The following is a 23,103-nucleotide window of genomic DNA, read 5'->3' on the forward strand; positions in this document are numbered from 1 at the left end:
CGTTGACGTATCTAGTGACTTCGCAAGCACTCGGCAGTAGAACTCGTTCTCATTCCGCCTAGAGTGAGGAAGCTCACATGAGCGACAAAGGCCTGCACAAAACGAACCAGAACGGCGTCTCCCGTCGAGGATTTCTCGGTAGAACGGGTTCCATCCTGGGTGCAATGGCCCTCGCCGGTCAGATCGCCCCGTCCCAGGCCCAGGCCACCCCGGCCGGCGCGGCCGCCGCCGGCCCCATCGACAACGGAGCGCACGTACCGGCCCTCGTGATCGGTACCGGGTACGGCGGTTCCGTCGCCGCCCTGCGGCTCGCCCAGGCCGGCGTGGACGTCCACATGATCGAAATGGGCATGGCCTGGGACACCCCCGGCTCGGACGGCAAGATCTTCTGCAACACGACCACCCCGGACTACCGCGCCTACTGGCTCCGCACCAAGACCAAGGCCCCGCTGAGCAACTTCCTGGGCTTCCCCATCGACAAGGCCGTCCCGCGCTACACCGGCATCCTGGACGCCGAGGAGATGGGCGGGATCATCGTCTACCAGGGCCGCGGCGTCGGCGGCGGCTCGCTGGTCAACGGCGGTATGGCGGTCACCCCGAAGCGCGCGAACTTCGGCGCCGTCCTGCCGACCGTGAACGCGGACGAGATGTACAACACCTACTACCCGCGCGCCAACGCGGGCCTCGGGGTCAGCCTGATCGACCCGGCCTGGTTCGAGAGCGTCGACTGCTACCAGTTCTCCCGCGTGGGCCGCAAGCACGCCCAGCGGGCCGGGTTCCCCTTCGTCTTCGTCCCGGACGTATACGACTGGGACTACATGAAGCAGGAAGCGGCGGGGACCGTCCCCAAGTCCGCCGTCGCCGGTGAGATCCTCTACGGCAACAACGCCGGAAAGAAGTCCCTCCAGCAGACCTACATCGCCCAGGCCAAGGCCACCGGCAAGGTCACCATCTCGCCCCTGCACAAGGTGACTTCGGTCTCCCCCGCCTCCGGCGGCGGGTACACGGTCGTCATCGACCAGATCAACACCACGGGCGACACCGTCGGCACGAAGACCGTCGTCGCGGACAAGGTGTTCTTCGCGGCCGGCAGCGTCGGCACCAGCAAGCTGCTCGTCCGGCTGAAGGCCACCGGCGCCCTGCCCAACCTGAACAACGAGATCGGCAAGGGCTGGGGCGACAACGGCAACGTCATGTGCGGCCGCGCCAACCACATGTGGGACGCGACCGGCAAGGTGCAGGCCTCCATCCCCTGCGGCGGCATCGACAACTGGGACGCGGGCGGCGCGTTCGCCGAGGTGGCGCCGCTGCCGACCGGCATCGAGACGTACGCCTCGTTCTACCTGTCGATCACGAAGAACCCGAACCGCGCGGAGTTCACGTACAACGCCTCGACGGGCGGGGTCGAGCTGAACTGGCAGACGGCGTGGAAGGCGCCGTCCATCGCCATGGCGAAGACCATCTTCGACAAGATCAACTCGAAGGAGGGGACGATCTACCGGACCGACCTCTTCGGCACCAACAAGATCTGGGGCGACCACCTCACCTACCACCCGCTCGGCGGGGCGGTCCTCGACAAGGCCACCGACAACTACGGCCGTCTGCACGGCTACACCGGCCTGTACGTCATCGACGGCGCGCTGATCCCCGGCAACACCAGCGTCAACCCGTTCGTCACCATCACGGCGCTCGCCGAGCGCAACATCGAGAAGATCATCGCCACCGACATGTAAGGGCGGCGGACAGCACGAAGACCGGGGCCGTCGGATTCTCCGACGGCCCCGGACCCGTGTGCGCACCACACGCGCCGCGCGCTCAGTGGCCCGGCAGCACGCAGACGCTGTCGAGGCCGAGCACGTGGTTGAGCCGGCCGAAGGCCAGCCAGGAGCCGATGCTCATCGTCAGCTCCACGATCTCCACCTGGCTGTAGCGGGCCGTCATCCGCTCCCAGAACTCCTCGTCCAGGCCGTGGTGGTCCAGGCAGTACCGCTCGGCGTACTCCGCCGCGAGCCGGGTGCGCTCGTCGAACCGGTCCGTGGTGCGCCAGTCGGTGACGGCCTCGGGGAACTCGTCCTCGACCTTTTCCCCGTCCCGGTCGGTGCGCCAGTCCAGGCAGAAGATGCAGCCGTTGATCTGCGCGACGCGCAGCCGTGCCGCTTCGAACTCCCGCAGCCCCAGGGTGGTGTGGGCGTACACCGACAGCGAGAAGTTGGCGGCGGCCATTCCGATGCCGGGCACCAGATCGCCCCACACGTACTCGATGGGGTGCTGGCCTTCGGGTATGTCGATCCTCATGACAGTTTCCTTCCGAGTTTGCCGACGGCGGGGCGCAGGGGGACGTCCAGGGCGTCGTAGAGCCCCGGTTCGGCCGCCACCAGCCAGTCGATGGCTCCTACGAGGCGTCCGACCGCGGTGGCGTTGCCGCCGGCGGAGCGGTTCTCGCCCTCGTCGGTGGCCTCGATGGTGACCTCGATGTGCGGGCGGCCCTCGATGATCACCCGGTGGGCACCGTCGCCGCCGTCGGGCGGGGTCGGCCAGTCGGGGGCGCAGGAGGCGTGGATGCGGGTGACGTGCTCGATGACGATGCGGGGTTCGCCCTCGACGATCCCCTGCACCTCGAACCGGACCGCGCCCTGGGTGCCTCCCTCGAACTCCCCCATCGTGCGCGTGGTGACGGTGGCGTCGAGGGCGCGGCGCTCCACTGTCTCGCGGATGTCGTCGAGTTCGACACCGAGCGCCCGGGCCATCATCCGGATCTGCCCGCCCCACACCATGGTCGGGATGGACGGCATGAGCATCATCGGCTCGTAGTCCATGGGCTGGCCCATGCCGATGAGGTAGCGGACGGAGTCCGGCTGGTCGTACGTGGAGTAGTCGAAGATCTCCTGGCAGCGGATGACGTCGATCCGGGTGCCGAGCCCGCTGAGCAGCAGCGGGAGTACGTCGTTGCCCCAGCCGGGGTCGACGCCGGAGGCGAAGAGCGAGCCGCCGCCCTCCGCGACCGCGGCGGTCACCGGGTCGAGGAACTCCGCTGGTGCGCTGCGGTAGTCGTAGAGCGGATAGAGGGCGGGGCTCACGACGACTGCCCCGGAGCGGATCGCCCGGGTGATGTCGGCGAGCGCGTCGTCGGGGCGGATGTCGCCGGACGCCGCGTAGACCACCGCCTGCGGACGGGCGGCGAGGACCGCCTCGATGTCGTCGGTGGCCGGGACGCCCGTCTCGTAGTCGAGTTCGCCGAGTTCACCGGCGTCGCGGCCGACCTTTTCTGGATTGTGGACGATGACGGCGGCCAACTTCAGCGCCGGATGGGCCTCTACGGCACGGATGGCCAAACGGCCGACGTTGCCGGTACCCCAGACAACCGTGGAAATCATGCGCGGAGGGTAGCTTCAGGACCTGTAGGTTCCTAGAGCCGTGTACGGAAATTCCGGCCCGCTGTCACTGGTTTTGCGCACCCAGGACAAAGAGCAAGTAAACGAAGAACGCGAACAAATGGCCTACAAACAGGTAGGCGATGAGCCGGATGATGAGACCGCGCGGAAACTTCGACTGCTGTAGCTGCTGCGTGGGCGTGTGCGTGGGCGTGTTCTGCGCATCGGACATGGCGTACGGCTCCTCGCCTATCGGTGGTGTGTGGTCGTGCCGGTGCCGCCGCCGAGGCACAGGCCGGCGAGGCTGCTCTGCAGCAGCGTGTGGACGAACAGCAGCTCCGTCCCGGCGGCCGAGGCCGCGCCGATCCGGTGCGCGGTGAGCGAGTCGAAGTGGGCGCTGTCCCCCGGCTCCAGCAAGTACTCGGTCTCCCCCAGGTGCAGCCGCAGCCGTCCCTGCAGCACGTACAGCCACTCCTCCCCGGGATGTACGCGGACCAGCTCGCCCTGGCTGCGGCCGTGGGGGACGTGCACGCGCAGCGCCTGCATCCCGCGGCCGGAGCCGCCGGCCTGCCAGTACGTCCAGCCGTCCGCCTCGCGGGCGCCGGGGCCGCCGGCCCGTACGATGGGATCGGCGACGGCCGGGGTCTCCCCGAGCAGCTCCGAGACCGTCGTGCCGTACGTGCGGGCGAGCCCGAGCAGCAGTGGCAGCGAGGGCTGGCGGCGGCCGGTCTCCAGCCGCGACAGGTGCGCCGGCGAGAGCCGGGCCCGGGCGGCGGCGGCTTCCAGGGTGAGCCCGGCCCGGCGGCGCAGATCGCGCAGCTGCGGGGCCACGGTGGGCAGCTCGGCTTCCGGGGCGGTGTCGCCGGGGGCAGGACCGGTTGTCATGCCCCGATTGAGCCAGATCCTTACCTCCCTGGCAATCCGCGTTGCCTCTGAGGCAAAAGCGCTCTTACGCGGCGTCGCCCGGTCCGGGCGGGCCGCCGAGCACCGTCTCCACCGTATCCGCGTCCTGCGCCCGCTTGTCGGGACGGTGGCGCAGGACGCGCGCGAAGCGCAAGGCGACCCCGGCCGGGTAGCGCGGGGAGCGCTGCAGGCCGTCGTAGGCGATCTCCACGACCAGTTCGGGGCGCACCCGGACCGTGTGGCCGTCGTCCTCGACCGCGAGCTCGCCGAGCCGCTCGGTCTGCCAGCGCAGCATCTCGTCGGTGAGCCCCTTGAAGGTCTTGCCGAGCATCGCGTAGCCGCCGTCGGCGGTCCGGGCGCCCAGGTGCAGATTGGACAGGAGGCCGGTGCGCCGGCCGTGGCCCCGCTCCACGGCGAGCACCACCAGGTCCAGGGTGTGCACCGGCTTCACCTTGAGCCAGTGTTTGCCGCGCCGGCCCGCCGCGTAGGTGGAGTCGAGGGCCTTGAGCATCACGCCCTCGTGCCCCCGGCGCAGGGTCCGCGCCCAGAACTCCTCCGCCTCGGCCGACTGCCCCGCCGGGTCCTCGACCACGAGCCGGCCGACCCGGAACTCCTCGGGCACCAGGGCGGTGAGCGCCGCGTACCGTTCGCGCACCGGCAGGTCGAGGAGGACCCGGTCGCCCGCCGCCAGCACGTCGAAGAAGTAGGGGACGACCGGGAGGGTCCGCCGGGCGGCCTCGACGTCGGCGCGGGAGCCGACCCGGCTCGCCACCTCCTGGAACGGCACCGGCCGGCCGTCCCTCGCGGAGCGTCCGATGACCTCCCCGTCGAGGATGAACCGGTCCCCAGGAAAGGACCGCGCCAGCTCGGCGACCTCCGGCAGCCGGTCGGTGATCTCGTCGAGGGAACGCGTGTACACCCGTACGTCGTCCCCCTCGCGGTGGACCTGCACCCGGATCCCGTCCAGCTTCTCCTCCACCGCACTCGGCCCGAGCACGGCCAGTGCCTCCGCCACCGACTTGGCGGTGTTCGCCAGCATCGGCTGTACCGGCTGTCCCACCCGCAGGGTGACGTCGCGCAGGGCCGCCACCCCGTCGGCGAGCACGGCCGCCGCCACCCGGGGCAGGGACCCGTCGAGCATGGCCGCGCGGCGCAGGTCGGCCGCGGGGACCCCGGCCGCGGCGGCCACCCCTTCCAGGGCCACGGCGTCGAGCGCGCCCTGGCGCACCTCCCCACCCAGCAGGCTGCGCAGGAACCCCTGCTCGGCCGTGGTGGCGGCGCCGAGCAGACCGTCCAGGATCCGGCGGCGTTCGGCCTGGGCACCGGCCCCGGCCACGGCGGCGAGCCGGGTCACGGCCTCGTCGACGGCGGTCACGGTCAGGGTGGGTTCACCGGCCGGTTCGGTCTCCCCGGAAAGGGCGCGCCAGCCGATCCCCGGGCGGCCTTGCGGAAGGCGCCCGGCGAGATAGGAGACGACCAGCGCCGCTTCCTCGCGGGGCGCGGCGGCGAACAGCTCCGCGAGCAGGGCGGTCTTCCCCGACCTGGCGGAGGTCTCGGCGACCTCCCGGGACACACGCGCGACCTCGGCCAGCAGCATGCGGCCATCCTCCCGCGGGGCAGCGGCCGCCGCAGCTCGACGGGGCAGCCCCGCGGGAGCACAGGCCGGCGGGAGCGCAGCCCGGCGGCACATCCGGCCTCGCCGGCATTTGGGGGCGGGGTCTGGGGCGGAGCCCCAGTTTCGGGAAGGGGCGGGGCGGGGCGGGGCGGGGTGGGGTGGGGTGGGGTGGGGTGGGGAAAATCATCCCCAGCCCGACCCCGCCGGGCTTTCCGACTCCCGGTCCGGACTCCCGGCCCCGGCCCGCCGCCGCGTACCGCAGACGCGGTACACGCGGCAGGGCACGTAGTCCTTGAGGACGTCCGCAGTTCAGCCTGCGGGAGCGCAGCCACCGGCGGCCTGGCGCTTAGGGTTCCCGTATGAAGCTCCGACTGCCCCGGCGCCGCCGAAGCCGCCTGCTCGCGGGCGCGGCCGCGCTCGCCCTCGTCGCGGGGGCGGGCACCCTCACGGCCACCGCCGCGGCCGGCGACACCCCGGCCGTGCACCGCGAGGACGCGGTCCTCGACATGCCCGGCGCCGGCATCGACATCTCGTACTTCACCGACGGGGAAGCAGGAGGGGACGGTGGGGCGAAACGTCCCGCCGTGCTCCTCGCCCACGGTTTCGGCGGCAGCAAGGAGGACGTGCGCCCGCAGGCCGAGCGCCTCGCCCGCCACGGCTACGCCGTGCTGACGTGGTCGGCGCGCGGCTTCGGCCGCTCCGGCGGGAAGATCGGGCTGAACGACCCCGCGTACGAGGTCAAGGACGTCTCCCGGCTGATCGACTGGATCGCCGCCCGGCCCGGAGTGCGCCTCGACGCGAAGGGAGATCCGCGCGTCGGCGTCGCGGGCGGCTCCTACGGCGGCGCGATCTCGCTGCTCGCGGCGGGCAACGATCCGCGCGTGGACGCCATCGCCCCCTCGATCACCTACTGGAACCTCGCGGACTCCCTGTTCCCCGGCGGCGTCTTCAAGAAGCTGTGGGCCGGCCTCTTCTTCACCACCGGTTCCGCGGGCGGCCTGCAGCCGGGCGCCTCCGCCCAGGGCGCCGCTCCGCAGGCGGCCCCCGCCGCTCCCGGCTGCGGACGATTCCAGCCGGAGCTGTGCGCCATGTACGAACGGGTCGCGGTGGCCGGCAAGCCCGACCCCGAGGCCCGCGCGCTGCTGGAGCGGCGCAGTCCCTCGGCGGTCGGCGGCGCCATCAAGGTGCCGACCCTGATCACGCAGGGCCAGGACGACTCCCTCTTCCCGCTGGACCAGGCCGATGCCATGGCCCGGGCGATCGCCGCCAACGGCGCGCCCGTCTCCGTGGACTGGGCGGCCGGCGGTCACGACGGGGGCATGCGCGAGGCGGACCGGGTCGAGGACCGGGTGAAGACCTGGTTCGACCGCTACCTCAAGGACGACACGGCCGTGGACACCGGCCCCGCCTTCCGCGTCTCGCGCTCCGGCGGCATCGACTCCACCGACGGCCGGGTCACGCTGCGCGGAGCGAGCGGCTCCACGTATCCCGGGCTGCTGTCCGGCCCGCGCGAGTTCGCCCTGACCGGCCGGGAGCAGACCTTCGCCAACCCGGCGGGCGGAGCACCGCCGGCGCTGTCCGCCCTGCCGGGCATCGGCGGGCAGCTCGCCGCCCTCGGAGGCGGCCTTTCGCTGGACTTCCCCGGGCAGAACGCCCGGTTCGACTCGGAACCGCTGACCGGGGAAACCCGGATCACCGGGACCCCGACCATCACCCTAAAGGTGAGGTCTACGGCTGAGGACGGTTCGGCCGTCCTGTTCGGCAAGGTGTACGACGTCGGCCCCGACGGGCGACAGCAGGTGCTGCCCAGCCAGCTGGTGGCTCCGGTCCGGGTGGAGGACGCGCAGCAGGACAAGACCGTCGAGCTGAGGCTGCCCGCGATCGACCACGCGGTCGAGGCCGGGCACCGGCTGCGGCTCGTCGTCGCCGCCACCGACCTCGGCTACGCCTCCCCGGCCGCGCCGGCGTCCTACACCGTCTCGGCGCAGGGCCCGCTGGCCGTGCCCGTCGCGGGCGGGGTGCGCACGGCGTCCTCCGGGCTGCCCGCCTGGACCTGGTGGATGCCGCTCGGGGCCGCGCTGCTGGCCGCCGCGCTGGTGGGGCTCCGCAGGACCGGCCGGGGGGCCGGCGGGGGCCGGGCGGGCGCCGCGCAGCCCGACCCGGCGCTGGCCGCCGTACCGCTGGAGATCACGGGGCTGACCAAGCGGTATGCCAAGTCGCAGGACCGCTACGCCGTACGGAACCTGTCCTTCCGGGTGGAGAAGGGCCAGGTGCTCGGCCTGCTCGGGCCCAACGGCGCGGGCAAGACCACGACCCTGCGGATGCTGATGGGCCTGATCACTCCCGATGCCGGGGAAATCAGGGTCTTCGGGCACCAGGTCCGGGCCGGCGCGCCCGTGCTCTCGCGGGTCGGGGCGTTCGTGGAGGGGGCCGGCTTCCTGCCGCACCTGACGGGGCGCGCCAACCTGGAGCTGTACTGGCAGGCCACGGGCCGCCCCGCCGGGGACTCCCGCATGGAGGAGGCCCTGGAGATCGCCGGGCTCGGCGACGCGCTGGAGCGGGCGGTGCGCACGTACTCGCAGGGCATGCGCCAGCGCCTCGCGATCGCCCAGGCCATGCTCGGCATGCCGGACCTGCTGATCCTCGACGAGCCGACCAACGGTCTGGACCCGCCGCAGATCCGCGAGATGCGCGACGTGATGATCCGGTACGCGGCGGGAGGGCGGACGGTCATCGTCTCCAGCCACCTGCTGTCGGAGGTCGAGCAGTCCTGCACGCACCTGGTGGTCATGGACCGCGGCCGGCTGGTCCAGGCGGGCGAGGTCGCCGAGATCACCGGTGGCGGGGACGTCCTGCTGGTGTCGCTGGCGCAGCCGGTGGACGAGGCGGTGGTCGGGAAGATCGCCGCGCTGGAGGGAGTGGAGTCCGTGGCGAGCGCCGAGGACGGTCTGCTCGTACGGCTGGACGGCGCGAGCGCCGCCGAGCTGATCGCCGAACTCGTACGGCTGGAGGTGCCGGTGTCGGGAGTGGGACCGCACCGGCGGCTGGAAGACGCGTTCCTCACCCTGATCGGAGGCGCGGCATGAACACCGTGACGCATGTGGACGCGAACGCGGACGCGGACTCGCTCGCGAATGGCGACGTGACCCCGGACGGCATCGGCCGCGAGGTGGCCCACGGCTACCGGGCGAACCGGACGCTGCCGCTGCGCGTGGAGGCGCTGCGGCAGTGGCGCCGGCGGCGGACGCTGGTGATGGGCGGGATCCTGGCCGCGCTGCCCTTCATCCTGATGATCGCCTTCGCGGTCGGCGGCGGACCCGGCAGCCGCGGCGGCGACGACGGCCGGATCACCCTCATCGACACGGCGACGGCCTCGGGCGCGAACTTCGCGGCCACCTGCCTGTTCGTGTCGGCCGGGTTCCTGCTGGTGGTGCCGGTGGCGCTGTTCTGCGGGGACACGGTGGCTTCGGAGGCCAGCTGGTCCTCGCTGCGCTACCTGCTGGCCTCGCCCGTGCCCCGGGCCCGCCTGCTGTGGAGCAAGCTGGTGGTGGCGCTCGGGTTCAGCCTGGCAGCGATGGTCCTGCTGCCGCTGGTGGCGCTCGCGGCGGGTACCGCCGCCTACGGGTGGGGGCCGCTGGAACTCCCCGCGGGCGGCTCGCTGCCGGCCGGGGACACGATCGGGCGGCTCGCCATCGCCGTGGCGTTCGTCTTCGTGTCGCAGCTGGTCACGGCCGGTCTGGCGTTCTGGCTGTCGACGCGGACGGACGCGCCGCTGGGCGCGGTGGGCGGGGCGGTCGGGCTGACGATCGTCGGCAACGTGCTGGACGCGGTGACGGCGCTGGGGTCCTGGCGGGAGTTCCTGCCGGCGCACTGGCAGTTCGCCTGGGCCGACGCCTTGCAGCCGCAGCTCGAGTGGGGCGGGATGATCAAGGGAACGGTGGTGTCGGTGTCGTACGCGGTGGTGCTGTTCGCGCTCGCGTTCCGCGGGTTCGCGCGCAAGGACATCGTGTCCTGAGGTTCGGCCGTCGGGGGCCGACCCGGGCGGACCCGCTCGTGCCTGCCGCCCCGGCAGCAGGCACCCCCCAAGAATCGCCTCGGTCAGGACGTACGGACGCGTCCGAACGCACCGAGGGGTACGACCGATGGACAGAGCAGGACCTCCGCCCCGCAGGTTCGTGCTGACGGGGGGCCTCACGGCTGCCGCGGCCCTGCTCTCGGGGTGCTCGGCGAAGAGCGCACCGAAGCGGACGACGGCCGCGCCGGAGCCCCGGCCGAGCACCCCCGAGGGCGCGTACAGCCGCCTGCTGGAGGGCAACAAGCGCTGGGTGAGCGGCAGTCTCAACCACCCCGACCGGGATCCGGACCGCCGTGAGCTGGTGGCGCAGGCTCAGGACCCGTACGGCGTGATCCTGGCGTGCATCGACTCCCGGGTGCCGCCGGAGCTGCTCTTCGACACCGGGCTCGGCGATCTGTTCGTGCTGCGCACGGGCGGGCAGGCGGTCGGCCCGGTGGTGACCGGGTCGGTGGAGTTCGGGCCGATGACGGCGGGCACTCCGCTGATCCTGGTCCTCGGGCACCAGCGCTGCGGGGCCATCGACGCTTCGTACAAGGCGTTGCGGGACGGAAACCCGCTGCCCGGCAACCTGCGGGCGATCGAGAAGGCGCTGGTGCCGGCGTACGAGCTGACGGTCAAGGACCCGGGCTCCGACCCGGTCGACACGATGATCCGCAATCAGATCAAGGTGACGGCGGACGAGCTGAGGGCAAACGCGGATCTGGCGCCCCTGGTCGCGAAGGGTTCACTGGCCGTGGTCGGCGCCTACTACTCGCTGGACACCGGTCAGGTGGAGGTGCTGACGGGGGCGCCAACGGGCAGTGCTTCCGCCGGCCCGTCGGCCAGCCCGTCGGCCAGTACGTCGGCCAGCCCGTCGGCCAGTGCCTCCGGGAGCGCCTCTCCGAGCCCGTCGGCGTCCGCATCCCCGTCGGAGTCCGCTTCCGTCGGCCCGTCGCCCGACGCCTCCTGAGGGCCGGACCCGGTCAGCCGACGACCGCCGCGACGGCGTCGACCTCCGCCAGGAGTTCGGCGTCGAGCGGCCGGTCGGCGACGGCCGCGTTGGCCCGTACCTGCTCGGCGGAGGTGGCACCCGCGATGACGGAGGCGCAGCCGGGCTGGGCGGACAGCCAGCCGACGGCGAGTTCCAGGACCGTGCGCCCGTGCTTGTCGGCGAGCGCCGCCAGGGCTTCCACGACGTCGAGGCGCTCGTCGGTGAGGTAGGCGTCGCGCCCTTCGAGGCGGGAGCCCGCGGGGACGGGGGCGCCCCGGCGGATCTTTCCGGTCAGCAGCCCGTTGGCCAGCGGGAAGTACGGCAGGACGCCGACTCCGTAGTGCCGGGCGGCCGGGACCAGCTCGCGCTCCGCCGACCGCTGGAGCAGCGACCATTCGTTCTGGGCCGATACGAAGGGTGCCGCGCCGGTCTCGCGGGCCACGTGGGCGGCTTCGGCGAGCTGCCAGCCGCTGAAGTTTGAGTGCCCGATGTAGCGGATCTTGCCCTCGGTGACGAGTTCGGTGAGCGCGGCGAGGGTCTCTGCCACGGGAACGGCCGGGTCGGGGCTGTGGAGTTGGTAGAGGTCGATGTGGTCGGTCTGCAGGCGGGTCAGGGACGCTTCGACGGCGCGGCGGATGTAGGCGCGGCCGGCGCGGGAGCCGGCGGCGGGCCCGTAACCCATGTCCACGCCGTCGTAGCCGAACTTGGTGGCGAGGACGACCTGGTCCCGGCGGCCCTTGAGGGCCTCGCCGAGGTGGCTTTCGGAGCCCCCGGCGCCCCCGTAGATGTCGGCGGTGTCGAGGAGGGTGATGCCCGCGTCGAGGGCGGCGTCGACGACGGTGCGGGTGGCCCGGGCGTCGAGGCGGCCGCCGAAGTTGTTGCAGCCGAGCCCGATCGCCGAGACCTGGAGACCTGAACTGCCCAGGGGGAGATGGCGCATGGTTTTCGTTCCTCCGCACTCGTCCGGCACATGATCGACAAGACGGCAGTGTAGAGCGCCGCGGCTCCCCGGAACGGGGCGGGGGCGGCCCGGACCTCCTCCGGAACGCGCCGGGCCGCCCCCTCGGAAGAGGTCGGCGAGCCGCTTTCCGATGGCTCGGCCCTCGTCCACGGAGCAGACCGCGAGGCCGGGATCGGCCGCCGCGGCCGCCGCGGCCGGTTCGGGGGCCCGTAGAAGTTCACACGATCGCAAAAGACTTCGCGGATGTCGGCGCCGGTGGCCGGGGCCGGCGTGAGCGCAGCGGTCGCGGGAGTGAGGCCGCGGACTCCGTCGGGGGTGACGGTGAGGGAGATCGGGGCAGCGGTCGTGGCGCGACGGACCTGACCGCAGCAGATTTCCGTGAGCCCGCTCGCCGGTCGACGCAGGCTGCGCCGCGGGCCGCGCGGGGTGTCGTGGTGGCCCGGGACGCTCTTGACCGCATGATCGTCCGCGCAAAAGGATGAGGCTTGCGAACAGCTCCGGGGCCGCCTCTTTGGGGAGCGGCGGCCCCGGGGCCCAAATGCCGTGGGGATCGGCTCGCCGCCGACCCCGTACTGTTCCCGCCCCGTGTCGTTCCCGGCGCCGCGGCCGGGGTTTGTGACCATCGGGACTTCGGATCTCACCGCAGGAGCCGTCAAGTGACCCACCCCGCCTCCGACTCCGCCCCCTCCCCCCTCACCGCGCCCCGCAGGCCGGTCACCGTGCTCGCCATGAGCTCCGGAACCCGGGACGCCGTCCTCGGTGACCGGATCCTTCCGGAGCTGGTCCGGGTGGCCGATGTGGACCCCGGGCTGCTCGTCACCGACTTCGGCGCCGCCCGGTCCGAGGACGCCGTGCGACAGCGGCTGGCCGTGGCCGAGGTCCTGTTCACCGGGTGGGGCTGCCCTCCGCTGGACGCGCGGGCGCTGGAGCTGATGCCGGAGCTCCGGGCGGTCGTGCACGCTGCCGGCAGTGTCAAGCACCATGTGACACCGGACTGTTGGGAGCGGGGACTGCTGGTCTCCAGCTCAGCCGCCGTGAACGCCCTGCCGGTCGCTGAGTACACGCTCGCCGCGATCCTGTTCGCCAACAAGCGGGTACTGGACTCCGCGCACGCCTACCGGGCCGCCCGCGGCCACGTCGACCCGCTGCGGCACTATCCCGCCGTCGGCAACTACCGCCGTACCGTCGGCCTGGTCGGCGCCTCGCTCATCGGCCGCCGCGTACTGGAGCTGCTGCGCCCCTTCGACCTGCTGGTGCTGGTGCACGATCCGTACGCCGATCCGGCCGAGCTCGCCGCCCTCGGCGCCGAGGCCGTCACCCTGGACGAACTGCTCTCCCGCAGCGACGTGGTGAGCCTGCACGCTCCCGAGCTGCCGCAGACCCGCCGACTGCTGGACGCGGCCCGGCTGGCCCTGATGCGGGACGGGGCCACCCTCGTGAACACCGCGCGCGGCTCGCTCGTCGACACCGCGGCCCTGACCGGGGAGCTGGTCTCGGGGCGGCTGCACGCGGTGCTCGACCACACTGAGCCGGAGGTGCTGCCCGCGGATTCCCCGCTGTACGACCTGCCCAACGTGCTGCTCACCCCGCACGTGGCCGGCTCCCTGGGCGGGGAGCTGGACCGGCTGGCGGCCGCGGCCGTCGAGGAACTGGAGCGCTACGCCTCGGGCCTCGGCTTCCGCCACGCCGTCGACCGGGACCGGCTCGGCTACTCCGCCTGACGCGCCGCCTCGCGGACCAGCCGCTCCAAGTACGCCCGGCCCGGCCCGAGCCGCTCGGGCAGCTCGCCGGCGCCGGGGTACCAGCGCTTCTCGTACTCCCAGCAGATCCATCCCCGCGGCGGCACGAGGGCCACCGCCTCGGCGAGGGGCAGCGCTCCTCCGCCGAGCCCGAGCGGGGTCAGCTCGTGAGCGGACGCCACGTCCTTCACCTGCGTGTAGCCCAGGTGCCGGGCGAGGGTCCGGCTCGACTCGGCCGGCGACTCGCCCCCGAGCCAGGTGTGCAGTACGTCCCACAGCGCGCCCGCGCCCGGATGCGCGACCCGGTCGAGGACCCGGGCCGTGGCGGTCGCGGTGCGGTGCGAGTCGTGGGTCTCCAACAGGATCCGCACCCCGTGCCGCTCGGCGAAGGGAGCGGCGGCCCGGAGCCTGCGGACCGCGTGTTCGTCTGCTTCGTCCGGAGGCAGTTCACCGCCGCCGGGGAAGACCCGTACGTAGGGTGCCTCGAGGTCGGCGGCGAGCCGGACCAGGGCCTGGATCTCGGTGAGGACCGGCTCGTCGGGCCCGGGCGCGGCCACCCGGGCGTATCCGGCGATTCCGAGGGCCGTCACGCCGGCGGAGGTCAGGGTGCGCAGGCCTGCCGCGCGGTCGCCCGCGGGGCTGTCGGGATGCAGGGGCTCATCGGGGTGGGCCCGTAGCTCGAGGCCCTCGTAGCCGTGCGTGGCTGCGAGCTCCGCGCTGCGCTCCAGCGGGGTACCGGGCAGGCCGAGGGTGGAGAAGGCGTACTTCACGGACGGCCCCTTTCCGTGGCTGCCGACGGCCCGGCGGCGGGCGGCGGCGCGGTGGAGGGCGGCGGCGCGGTGGAGGCGCGGACCGTCAGCTCGGCGGGGAGCGTGGTGATACCGCCGGGGGGCAGTGCTCTGCGGCCCGTGACGAGCTGGGCCGCGAGGACCCCGGCCTCGCGCAGCGGCACCCGGACGGTGGTGAGGGCGGGGGAGGTGTCGACGCAGACGGGCAGGTCGTCGAAGCCGGCGACGGAGACGTCCTCGGGTATCCGCAGGCCGGCCTCGCGCAGGGCCGCGGCGACTCCGGTGGCGACGGTGTCATTGGCGGCGGCCACGGCGGTGAAGGGCGCTCCGCGGCGCAGCAGTTCGCGGGTGGCGTCGTAGCCGGCGGATCGCTCGAACCCGGCGTGCACGGTGAGGCCGGCGCAGTGCGCGGGCAGTGCGGGGTCGTGATCGCGCAGGGCGTCCTGGTGTCCGGCGAGGCGCTCCCGGGTGGTGCTCAGTCCGGGCGGACCGGCCACGTAGGCGATGTTCCGGTGGCCGAGCGTCAGCAGGTGCTCGGTGAGCCGGAAGGCGCCGCCCCGGTCGTCGAACATGACGGTGGCGACGGGGAGTCCCGCGGGCATCGGCAGCGGGGGCCGCCCGCACAGCACCACCGGGGCGCCGGTGGCCGCGATGCGCGTGAGGCGGGCGGCGAGGGCCCGGGTGTGCTCCGGCTCCTCCACGGCGCCGCCGGTCAGGACGACCCCGCCGGCCCGCTGGCCCTCCAGGAGGGCGAGGTAGTCCAGCTCGGCTGCCGGGGAGCCCTCGGTGTTGCACACGACGGCGAGCCGGCGCGCGCCGCCCCGTCCGCCGGGGGCCAGGGCCCCCTGCAGGGATCCGGCGAGGATCCCGAAGAAGCTGTCCGCGACGTCGTGCACGAGGACGCCGATGAGGTCCGAGGTCGCGGCGGCGAGCGCCCGCGCGGGGCCGTTCGCGATGTAGCCGAGGTCCTCGACCGCCCGCTCCACGCGGGTCCTGGTGCCGCCCGCCACCGGATACCCGCCGTTCAGTACGCGCGAGACCGTGGCGGGCGAAACGCCCGCGTGCGCCGCCACTTCGGCGAGTGTGACCGCCATGATCCCCTCCTTCCGATCCGTCCCGGGTCATCGTCTCACCCGGTGCGTGGATCTCCATACTCGCCGATGAAGAAAGCGCTTTCTATCACCCGTAAGAGTCTTGCATCCCGCCCGTTCCCGGCCCTAGCCTTCTCGGAGAGAAAGCGCTTTCTACACAGCTTTCCCAGTACCTCGGCACAAGGAACACGCAACAAGACGAAGGAGGGGGACACCGTGCAGCGCAAGACGATCAAGATCGCCATGAACGGCGTCACCGGGCGGATGGGATATCGCCAGCACCTGGTCCGCTCCCTGCTCGCACTGCGCGAGCAGGGTGGGCTCGACCTCGGCGACGGCACGGTGCTGTGGCCGGAGCCGGTGCTGGTCGGGCGCCGCGAGGAGGCCCTGCGGGCCATCGCGGAGCGGCACGGCCTGGAGCACGTGAGCACGGACCTGGCGGCGGTGCTGGCCGATCCCGAGGTGGAGATCTACTTCGACGCCCAGGTCACCAGTGCCCGCGAGGCGGCCCTGCGACAGGCCGTGGCAGCCGGCAAGCACGTGTACTGCGAGAAGCCCACCGCCCTCACCTTCGAGTCCTCGCTGGAGATCGCGCGCCTCGCCGACGCCGCCGGCGTCAAACACGGGGTGGTGCAGGACAAGCTGTTTCTGCCGGGTCTGCTGAAGCTCAAGCGGCTCATCGACGGCGGGTTCTTCGGCGAGATCCTGTCCGTCCGCGGGGAGTTCGGCTACTGGGTCTTCGAAGGCGACTGGCAGTCCGCCCAGCGCCCGTCGTGGAACTACCGGTCCCAGGACGGCGGCGGGATCGTCGCCGACATGTTCCCGCACTGGGAGTACCTCCTGCACGAGCTGTTCGGCCGGGTCCGCACGGTGCAGGCCCTGACGCGCACCCACATCGGCCGCCGCTGGGACGAGGACGGCAAGCCGTACGAGGCCACCGCGGACGACGCGGCGTACGGGATCTTCGAGCTGGAGGGAGGCGCCGTCGCGCAGATCAACTCCTCCTGGGCGGTACGGGTCAACCGCGACGAGCTCGTCGAGTTCCAGGTCGACGGGACGCACGGCTCGGCCGTCGCCGGGCTGCGCGGCTGCCGGATCCAGCACCGCGCGGCGACGCCGAAGCCGGTGTGGAACCCGGACCTGCCCCTGACCGAGACGTTCCGCGACCAGTGGCAGGAGGTCCCGGACAACGACCCCGCCGACAACGGCTTCAAAGCCCAGTGGGAGCTGTTCCTGCGCCATGTCGTCCGGGACGAGCCCTGGCAGTGGGACCTGCTCGCCGGGGCCCGCGGGGTACAGCTCGCCGACCTGGGGCTGCGCTCCTCGGCGGAGGGCCGGCGGCTCGTGGTCCCGGAGGTGGCGCTGTGAGCATCCGGCTCCCCTCGGCGGACGGCGGGCTGCGCCTCCACACCCCGGTCACCGCTCCGCTGGCTCCCCTCGCCTGCGGCCCCGCCCGCAGCCGGACCTTCTACTCGGCCGCGCACGTGGTGGCCGACCCGCTCGCCGCCTCGGCCGAATCCGGCCCGGTGATCGACTGGGAGAGCACGCTGGCCTTCCGGCACACGCTGTGGGCGCAGGGCCTCGGTGTCGCCGAGGCCATGGACACGGCGCAGCGCGGGATGGGCCTGGACTGGCCGGGCGCGGCGGAGCTGATCCGCCGTTCGACCGCCGAGGCCCGGTCGGTGGGCGGCCGGATCGTCTGCGGGGCGGGCACCGACCAGCTGGCTCCGGACACCACGCACTCGGTGGCCGCCGTCACCGCGGCGTACGAGGAGCAGCTGGCGCTGGTCGAGGAGTGCGGGGCGACGGCCGTGCTGATGGCCTCGCGGGCGCTGGCCTCGGCGGCGCGCGGCCCGGAGGACTATCCGGAGGTGTACGGGAGACTGCTGCGGCAGAGCTCCCGGCCGGTGGTCCTGCACTGGCTGGGTCCGATGTTCGACCCGGCGCTGGAGGGGTACTGGGGTCACGCGGACCTGGACGAGGCCACGGACGTCTTCCTGAAGATCATTTCCGAGTATCCGGAGAAGGTCGACGGCATCAAGGTCTCACTGCTCGACGCGGGACGCGAGGTGGACATCCGGCGGCGGCTGCCGGCGGGTGTGCGCTGCTACACGGGCGACGACTACCACTATCCGGACCTGATCGCCGGTGACGGCGAGCTGGCCAGTGACGCCCTGCTGGGCATCTTCGATCCGATCGCCCCGCTCGCGGCGCGGGCGGCGATCGCCCTCGACCAGGACGACACGGCCGGATTCCGGGAGCTGCTGGACCCGACGGTGGCGCTGTCCCGGCACCTGTTCGCGCCGCCCACCCGCTACTACAAGACGGGTGTCGTGCTGCTGGCCTGGCTGGCGGGACACCAGGAGCATTTCGCGATGGTGGGCGGGCTGCACTCGGCCCGTTCGCTCCCCCATCTGGCCACCGCGTACGAACTGGCCGACAACCTGGGCCTGTTCCCGGACCCGGATCTCGCCGAGGCCCGGATGCGACAGCTGCTCGCCCTGCACGGGGTGGCGTCATGAGCCCGGAAACGACGCCGGCGCCGGCCCGGTTCAGCCTGAACCAGGAGACGATCCGCCAGTGGTCGCTCCCCGAGCTGGTGGCCGGGTGCACCGCCGCCGGGGTCGGCGCGGTCGGGCTGTGGCGCGATCCCGTGCAGCGGTTCGGGGTGCGGGAGGCCGCCAAGCTGGTCGCCGATGCCGGACTCCGGGTCAGCTCGCTGTGCCGGGGCGGCTTCTTCACCGCGGCCGATCCGGTGGGGCGCGCGAGCGCCCTCGCGGATAACCGCCGCGCCGTGGAGGAGGCCGCCGAACTGGGAGCCGACACCCTGGTCCTGGTCTCCGGCGGCCTGCCGGACGGAGACCGTGACCTGGCCGGAGCCCGGCGGCGGATCGTCGACGTCCTGGGCGACCTGGTCCCGTACGCCGCCGGGCACGGGGTCCGCCTGGGGATCGAGCCGCTGCACCCGATGTACGCGGCGGACCGCTGCGTGGTCTCCACGCTCGGTCAGGCCCTGGACATCGCCGAGGAGTTCCCGGCGTCGCGGGTGGGGGTGGTCGTCGACTCCTACCACCTGTGGTGGGACGAGCGGCTGCCCTCCGAAGTGCGGCGGGCCGGTGAGGCCGGGCGGATCGTGTCCGTCCAGGTCGCGGACTGGGTGACACCGCTCCCGGAGGGCGTGCTGCTGGGCCGGGGACAGCTGGGCGACGGCTCGATCGACCTGCGGGCCTTCCGGGAACTGACCGACTCCGCGGGGTACCTGGGGCCGGTCGAGGTGGAGATCTTCCATCCCGGGCTGTGGGCCCGCGACGGCGAAGAGGTGCTGCGGGAGGTGATCGACCGCTACCGCGAGCACGTCGCATGAGGTGACGGGGGGGGAGGTGAACCGAACACACGGGGGCCGCAGCGTTTCAGGCGAAGCAGCGTTTCAGTCAAAGGAGACTGCGATGACAGATGTGTGGAGCCGCCGTGCCTTCCTCACGGCGGTCGGTGGCAGCGTGGTGCTGCTCGGTACCCCCGCGTTCCCGGCCACCGCCGGGACGGTGACCGCCGTGCACGCCGCCATGCGCGCGGTGTGGCAGGGCCTCGTCCTGGGGAACGTGTCCTCCCCCACCGCGGAGCCGTTCCGCACCCGGCTCACCGCACTGGGCGCACAGGCCGGCCAGTGGCGCTCCTCGATGGCCCCGGCGACCGGTTCCCTCTGGCCCGACCAGGTCTTCACCACCGACCCCGAATGGATGGCGCAGAGCTACTACCGGCTGCGGACCATGGCGGAGGCCTACGTCAGGCCGGGGACGGGGCTCACCGGCGACGCCGCGCTGCGCACGGCCGTGCTGACCGGGCTGGACCATCTCCAGGCCCAGGTCTACAACGCCGGCCAGACGCGGTACGGAAACTGGTGGTGCTGGCAGATCGGCGCCCCCCAGGCGCTGCTCGACACCGTCGTCCTGATGTACGGCCACTTGTCGGCGGCGCAGCTCGCCGGATACTGCGCCGCCGTGGACCACTTCGTGCCGGATTCTTCGGTCGGCTCGTACACCGGGACCAGCACCGGGGCGAACCGGGTGGACCTGTGCCGGGTGCTCGCGCTGCGCGGAGTGGTCGGCGGTGACGACGCGAAGATCGCCCTGGCCCGGGACGCGCTCACGCCGGTGTTCCCGTACGTCACCTCCGGTGACGGGCTCTACCGGGACGGCTCCTTCATCCAGCACACCTACGTCGCGTACACCGGCTCGTACGGTTCGGTCATGCTCGGCGGACTGGGCATGCTGTTCGGCCTGTTGAAGGGGACGGTGTGGGAGGTCACCGACCCCGGATCCCGGATCGTCTTCGACGCGGTGGAGCACGCGTGGGCGCCGTTCCTCTACAACGGGCTGATGATGGACGCCGTATCGGGCCGGGCTCCCAGCCGGGGGGTCCAGGTCGCCGATCCCCTCCAGGCGCAACTGGACGACCACACCCGCGGGCATTCCGTCCTCGCCGCGATCCTGCTCCTCGCCGAGGGCGCGAGCACCGCCGAACGGACGCGCTGGCGCGGCCTGGTGAAGGGGTGGACGGCGCGGGACTACTACAGCCCCCCGCTGGCGGACGCCACCCAGAGCCTGTCGGCCCTGGCCCGCCTCTCCGAGGTCTCGGCGGACGCCGCGGTCACGGCCGTGCCCGAGCCGGTGGCGCACCGGCTGTTCCCCTCGATGGACCGGGCCACGCACCGCAGACCGGCCTGGGCGGCCTCCCTGTCCATGGCCTCGAAGCGGATCACCCACTACGAGACGGGCAACGGCGAGAACCTGCGCGGCTGGCACACGGGCAGCGGGATGCTCTCCTGGTGGGGCTCCGCCTTCGGCAACGGCCAGTACTCGGACGCGTTCTGGCCCACGGTCAATCCGTACCGGCTGCCCGGGACCACCGCCTCCCGCAAAGTGCTGGCCGACGGAGCCGGGGGTGACTGGGGTGCTTCCCGGCCGGACGTCACCTGGGTGGGCGGCTCGACCGACGGGGAGTTCGCCTCGGTGGGCCAGCACCTGAAGGGGCTGGGCAGCACCCTCACGGCCCGCAAGTCCTGGTTCTTCCTCGACGACACGGTGGTCTGCCTGGGAGCCGGGATCAGCTCCACCGACAGCGCCGCCGTCGACACGGTCATCGACAACCGGAACCTGGGCGCGACCGGCGCCCACGCCCTGACCGTGGGAGGCGCGGTCCAGCCGGCCACGCTGGGCTGGACCGCCTCCTTCCCCGGCCCCGGCTGGGCGCACCTGGCGGGCTTCGGTGGCTATGTGATGTCGGGTTCGGGCACCTTCCGGGCGCTGCGGGAGGCCCGCTCCGGCCGGTGGAGCGATATCAACCGGAGCGCTTCCACCACGGTCCTCACCCGGCGCTACCTGACGCTCTGGTACGACCACGGGACGAACCCGGCCGCCGGCAGCTACGTCTACCAGCTGTTGCCGGGCGCCTCGGCCGCCCAGACCTCGGCACGTTCGGCCGCCACCGGTTGGCTCACGGTGCTCGCCAACACCCCGACCGCCCAGGGGGTGGCGGTGGGATCGCTCGGCTTCACCGGGGTCAACTTCTGGCAGCCCGCGACGATCGGCGCCCTGCAGGCGAGCGCGCCGTGTTCGGTCACGGTGCGGGAGCCCGGTGACGGCACGGCCGTGGTCTGCGTCTCGGACCCGGCCCGCACCCTGTCGGGACTGACCCTCGTGTGGAACCGGACCGTCACCCAGGTGCTGTCCCAGCCGGCGAGCCTGGTCTCGGCGGGCACCGGGAGCACGCTCCGGCTCGACTTCGGCAGCCTCACGGCTCTGGAGGGGGCGAGCCAGGTGGTGAAGGTGAAGCTGGGGTGATCTCCGGTCGGCCCCGGGCGATCCCCGGACAATCCCCGGTCGGCCCCCGGGCGATCTCCGGACGGCCCGCGGGGCGATAAAAGCAAAGCCCACAGCGTGACATAGCGTGACCCTCATGGATCAGGAGCACATATCCGGGGACGGCGAAGGCGCGGGCAGGCGGCGGTTCCTCGCCCTGGCGACGGGGGCGGCGGCCACCGCCGCCGGGCTCGGCGCCGTGGCCGGCTGCGCGAAAGGGGACGCCGGGGAGGCGGACGGGGCGGGACCCGGCGAGAGCCGGGACCCGTCCGGCCCCCCGGAGCAACAGGGAGGGCCGCGCGAGTTCGACGTCCGGGCGGAGAACGCCCGCCCGGGGAACGCCGACTGGCGGGTCACCCAGGCCGGCCCGGCCCGCGCCATCGAGGGCTTCGCCGACCGGGTCAGCGTGCTGCCCGGCGAGTCCTTCGCCCTGCACGTCTCCACCACCGCAGCCCGGTTCACCGTCTCCGCCTACCGCATGGGCTGGTACGGCGGCGCCCGGGCCCGCCTGGTCTGGCGCTCCGAGGCCCTGCCCGGGGTGCGCCAGCCCGACCACACGGTGGAGGCCTCGACCCGTATGGTCCGCACCCGGTGGTCCCGTAGCACCACGGTCGAGACCAAGGACTGGCCCGAGGGCTGCTACCTGCTGCGCCTCGACGCGCAGGGCGGCGAGGGCCAGCGGTTCGTCCCCATCACCGTGCGGTCCGCCGCCACGGCCGGACGTACCGTCGTGGTCAACGCGGTGGCGACCTGGCAGGCGTATAACCGCTGGGGCGGCTACGGCAGTTACGACGGCCCCAGTGGCGGATACGCCTCGCGCTCGCTCGCCGTGACCTTCGACCGGCCCTACGCGTACGACGACGGCGCGGGCCTCTTCCTCGTGTACGAGGCTCCGCTGCTCGCACTCGCCGAGCGGCTCGGCATCCCCCTGGCGTACACGACGACCACCGACGTGGCCCGGGAGAAGCGGCTGCTGGAGGGCGCTTCGGCAGTCCTCTCCCTCGGCCATGACGAGTACTGGTCGCCCGAGCAGCGCGCGCACGTCACGGCCGCCCGGGACGCGGGCACCAACATCGCGATCCTGGGCGCGAACTGCTGCTACCGCCGGATCCGGCTGGAGCCCTCCGAACTCGGACCGGACCGTACGGTGGTCTGCTACAAGTCCTCGTACGAGCAGGATCCCGGCTTCAAGCGCGGCCACCCGGCCACCGTCGACTTCCGTTCCCCGCCCGCCGCCGACCCGGAGAGCACACTGCTCGGCGTGATCTACGACGGCTACCCGGTGGACGCCCCGTACGTGGTGACGCACCCGGGCCACTGGCTCTTCGAGGGCACCGGAGCGAAGGCCGGCGACAGGTTCCCGCACCTGGTCGGCGTGGAGTACGACAAGGTCAACACCGGTTTCACGACCCCGCGCCCGATCGAGATCCTGGCGCACTCCCCCGTGGTCTGCGAGGGCCGCCCGAGCCACCAGGACACGGCGTACTACACGACGCCGAGCGGCGCCGCCGTGTTCGCGACGGGGACGATGCGGTGGGTGGAGGCCCTCGACGCGAAGGGCGACGGCCGCAGCGGAGCCAACCACGGCCTGGACGCACGCTCGGGCGCCCTGACCACCCGGGTGACGGAGAACCTGCTGCGCGCCTTCGCGGCCGGCCCGGCGGGACGGACGCATCCGGCACAGGACAACGTGAAGGCGGTGTACGGAGGATAGGCCCCGCCCCAAACGCAC

At 72.8% G+C, this 23,103-nt stretch carries 18 protein-coding genes; 10 read left to right on the top strand and 8 right to left on the bottom strand.

What is annotated here, in order from left to right:
* Nucleotides 1–77 precede the first annotated feature (77 nt).
* The gene (locus ACFYM0_RS11500; RefSeq protein WP_388499476.1) at nucleotides 78–1,733 is read left to right on the top strand and encodes a GMC oxidoreductase; all 1,656 of its coding nucleotides are present in this window, start codon (nucleotides 78–80) and stop codon (nucleotides 1,731–1,733) included.
* Nucleotides 1,734–1,815: 82 nt separating this feature from the next.
* Here ACFYM0_RS11500 and ACFYM0_RS11505 read toward each other — a convergent pair whose 3' ends face one another.
* The 5 genes from ACFYM0_RS11505 to ACFYM0_RS11525 form a co-directional block, all read right to left on the bottom strand.
* Complete coding sequence (locus ACFYM0_RS11505; RefSeq protein ID WP_388499479.1) at nucleotides 1,816–2,295, bottom strand: carboxymuconolactone decarboxylase family protein; 480 nt, start codon at nucleotides 2,293–2,295, stop codon at nucleotides 1,816–1,818.
* A complete protein-coding gene (locus tag ACFYM0_RS11510; protein WP_388499482.1) occupies nucleotides 2,292–3,374 on the bottom strand; it encodes a dihydrodipicolinate reductase in 1,083 nt (360 codons plus the stop codon). Before ACFYM0_RS11510 ends, ACFYM0_RS11505 begins: the two co-directional genes overlap by 4 nt.
* Before the next feature lie 64 nt (nucleotides 3,375–3,438).
* Nucleotides 3,439–3,603 (bottom strand): DUF6126 family protein, encoded by a 165-nt coding sequence (locus ACFYM0_RS11515; protein WP_388499485.1) that lies wholly within the window; start codon nucleotides 3,601–3,603, stop codon nucleotides 3,439–3,441.
* A gap of 17 nt (nucleotides 3,604–3,620) precedes the next feature.
* Nucleotides 3,621–4,256, bottom strand: a complete 636-nt coding sequence (locus tag ACFYM0_RS11520) for a helix-turn-helix domain-containing protein (RefSeq protein WP_388499488.1) — start codon at nucleotides 4,254–4,256, stop codon at nucleotides 3,621–3,623.
* A gap of 64 nt (nucleotides 4,257–4,320) precedes the next feature.
* On the bottom strand, nucleotides 4,321–5,871 hold the full coding sequence (locus ACFYM0_RS11525) for an ATP-dependent DNA ligase (protein WP_388499491.1): 1,551 nt from the start codon (nucleotides 5,869–5,871) through the stop codon (nucleotides 4,321–4,323).
* Between the two features lie 377 nt (nucleotides 5,872–6,248).
* Between ACFYM0_RS11525 and ACFYM0_RS11530 the strand changes: the two genes are divergently transcribed.
* From ACFYM0_RS11530 to ACFYM0_RS11540, 3 genes are all read left to right on the top strand, one after another.
* Nucleotides 6,249–8,975, top strand: coding sequence for an alpha/beta fold hydrolase (locus tag ACFYM0_RS11530; protein ID WP_388499494.1), 2,727 nt, complete (start codon nucleotides 6,249–6,251; stop codon nucleotides 8,973–8,975).
* A complete protein-coding gene (locus ACFYM0_RS11535) occupies nucleotides 8,972–9,904 on the top strand; it encodes an ABC transporter permease (protein WP_388499497.1) in 933 nt (310 codons plus the stop codon). The genes ACFYM0_RS11530 and ACFYM0_RS11535 overlap by 4 nt, the downstream gene beginning before the upstream one ends.
* A 127-nt stretch (nucleotides 9,905–10,031) precedes the next feature.
* Nucleotides 10,032–10,913 carry a carbonic anhydrase gene (locus tag ACFYM0_RS11540; protein ID WP_388499500.1) on the top strand — a complete coding sequence of 294 codons (882 nt, stop codon included), beginning with the start codon at nucleotides 10,032–10,034 and terminating at the stop codon, nucleotides 10,911–10,913.
* A 13-nt stretch (nucleotides 10,914–10,926) separates the two neighbouring features.
* Here the strand turns inward: ACFYM0_RS11540 and ACFYM0_RS11545 are convergent, their stop codons facing one another.
* Nucleotides 10,927–11,874, bottom strand: a complete 948-nt coding sequence (locus ACFYM0_RS11545) for an aldo/keto reductase (protein ID WP_388499502.1) — start codon at nucleotides 11,872–11,874, stop codon at nucleotides 10,927–10,929.
* Nucleotides 11,875–12,623: 749 nt separating this feature from the next.
* Between ACFYM0_RS11545 and ACFYM0_RS11550 the strand changes: the two genes are divergently transcribed.
* Nucleotides 12,624–13,616 carry a hydroxyacid dehydrogenase gene (locus ACFYM0_RS11550; protein WP_388500205.1) on the top strand — a complete coding sequence of 331 codons (993 nt, stop codon included), beginning with the start codon at nucleotides 12,624–12,626 and terminating at the stop codon, nucleotides 13,614–13,616.
* Here the strand turns inward: ACFYM0_RS11550 and ACFYM0_RS11555 are convergent.
* Together ACFYM0_RS11555 and ACFYM0_RS11560 are read right to left on the bottom strand one after the other, a co-directional pair.
* Complete coding sequence (locus tag ACFYM0_RS11555; RefSeq protein WP_388499503.1) at nucleotides 13,604–14,404, bottom strand: sugar phosphate isomerase/epimerase family protein; 801 nt, start codon at nucleotides 14,402–14,404, stop codon at nucleotides 13,604–13,606. The two genes, ACFYM0_RS11550 and ACFYM0_RS11555, sit on opposite strands and share 13 nt — an antisense overlap.
* Nucleotides 14,401–15,516, bottom strand: coding sequence for a LacI family DNA-binding transcriptional regulator (locus ACFYM0_RS11560; RefSeq protein WP_388499506.1), 1,116 nt, complete (start codon nucleotides 15,514–15,516; stop codon nucleotides 14,401–14,403). The genes ACFYM0_RS11555 and ACFYM0_RS11560 overlap by 4 nt, the downstream gene beginning before the upstream one ends.
* 213 nt (nucleotides 15,517–15,729) lie before the next feature.
* Between ACFYM0_RS11560 and ACFYM0_RS11565 the strand changes: the two genes are divergently transcribed.
* From ACFYM0_RS11565 to ACFYM0_RS11585, 5 genes are all read left to right on the top strand, one after another.
* A complete protein-coding gene (locus tag ACFYM0_RS11565) occupies nucleotides 15,730–16,881 on the top strand; it encodes a Gfo/Idh/MocA family protein (RefSeq protein WP_388499509.1) in 1,152 nt (383 codons plus the stop codon).
* Nucleotides 16,878–18,035, top strand: coding sequence for a dihydrodipicolinate synthase family protein (locus ACFYM0_RS11570; RefSeq protein WP_388499512.1), 1,158 nt, complete (start codon nucleotides 16,878–16,880; stop codon nucleotides 18,033–18,035). The genes ACFYM0_RS11565 and ACFYM0_RS11570 overlap by 4 nt, the downstream gene beginning before the upstream one ends.
* On the top strand, nucleotides 18,032–18,877 hold the full coding sequence (locus tag ACFYM0_RS11575; protein ID WP_388499515.1) for a sugar phosphate isomerase/epimerase family protein: 846 nt from the start codon (nucleotides 18,032–18,034) through the stop codon (nucleotides 18,875–18,877). The genes ACFYM0_RS11570 and ACFYM0_RS11575 overlap by 4 nt, the downstream gene beginning before the upstream one ends.
* Nucleotides 18,878–18,959: 82 nt before the next feature.
* Complete coding sequence (locus ACFYM0_RS11580; protein WP_388499518.1) at nucleotides 18,960–21,353, top strand: polysaccharide lyase 8 family protein; 2,394 nt, start codon at nucleotides 18,960–18,962, stop codon at nucleotides 21,351–21,353.
* A 115-nt stretch (nucleotides 21,354–21,468) separates the two neighbouring features.
* Complete coding sequence (locus ACFYM0_RS11585; protein WP_388499521.1) at nucleotides 21,469–23,085, top strand: N,N-dimethylformamidase beta subunit family domain-containing protein; 1,617 nt, start codon at nucleotides 21,469–21,471, stop codon at nucleotides 23,083–23,085.
* Nucleotides 23,086–23,103 lie beyond the last annotated feature (18 nt).

The organism is Streptomyces sp. NPDC006487 (assembly GCF_042870555.1).
Taxonomy (GTDB): Bacteria; Actinomycetota; Actinomycetes; order Streptomycetales; family Streptomycetaceae; genus Streptomyces.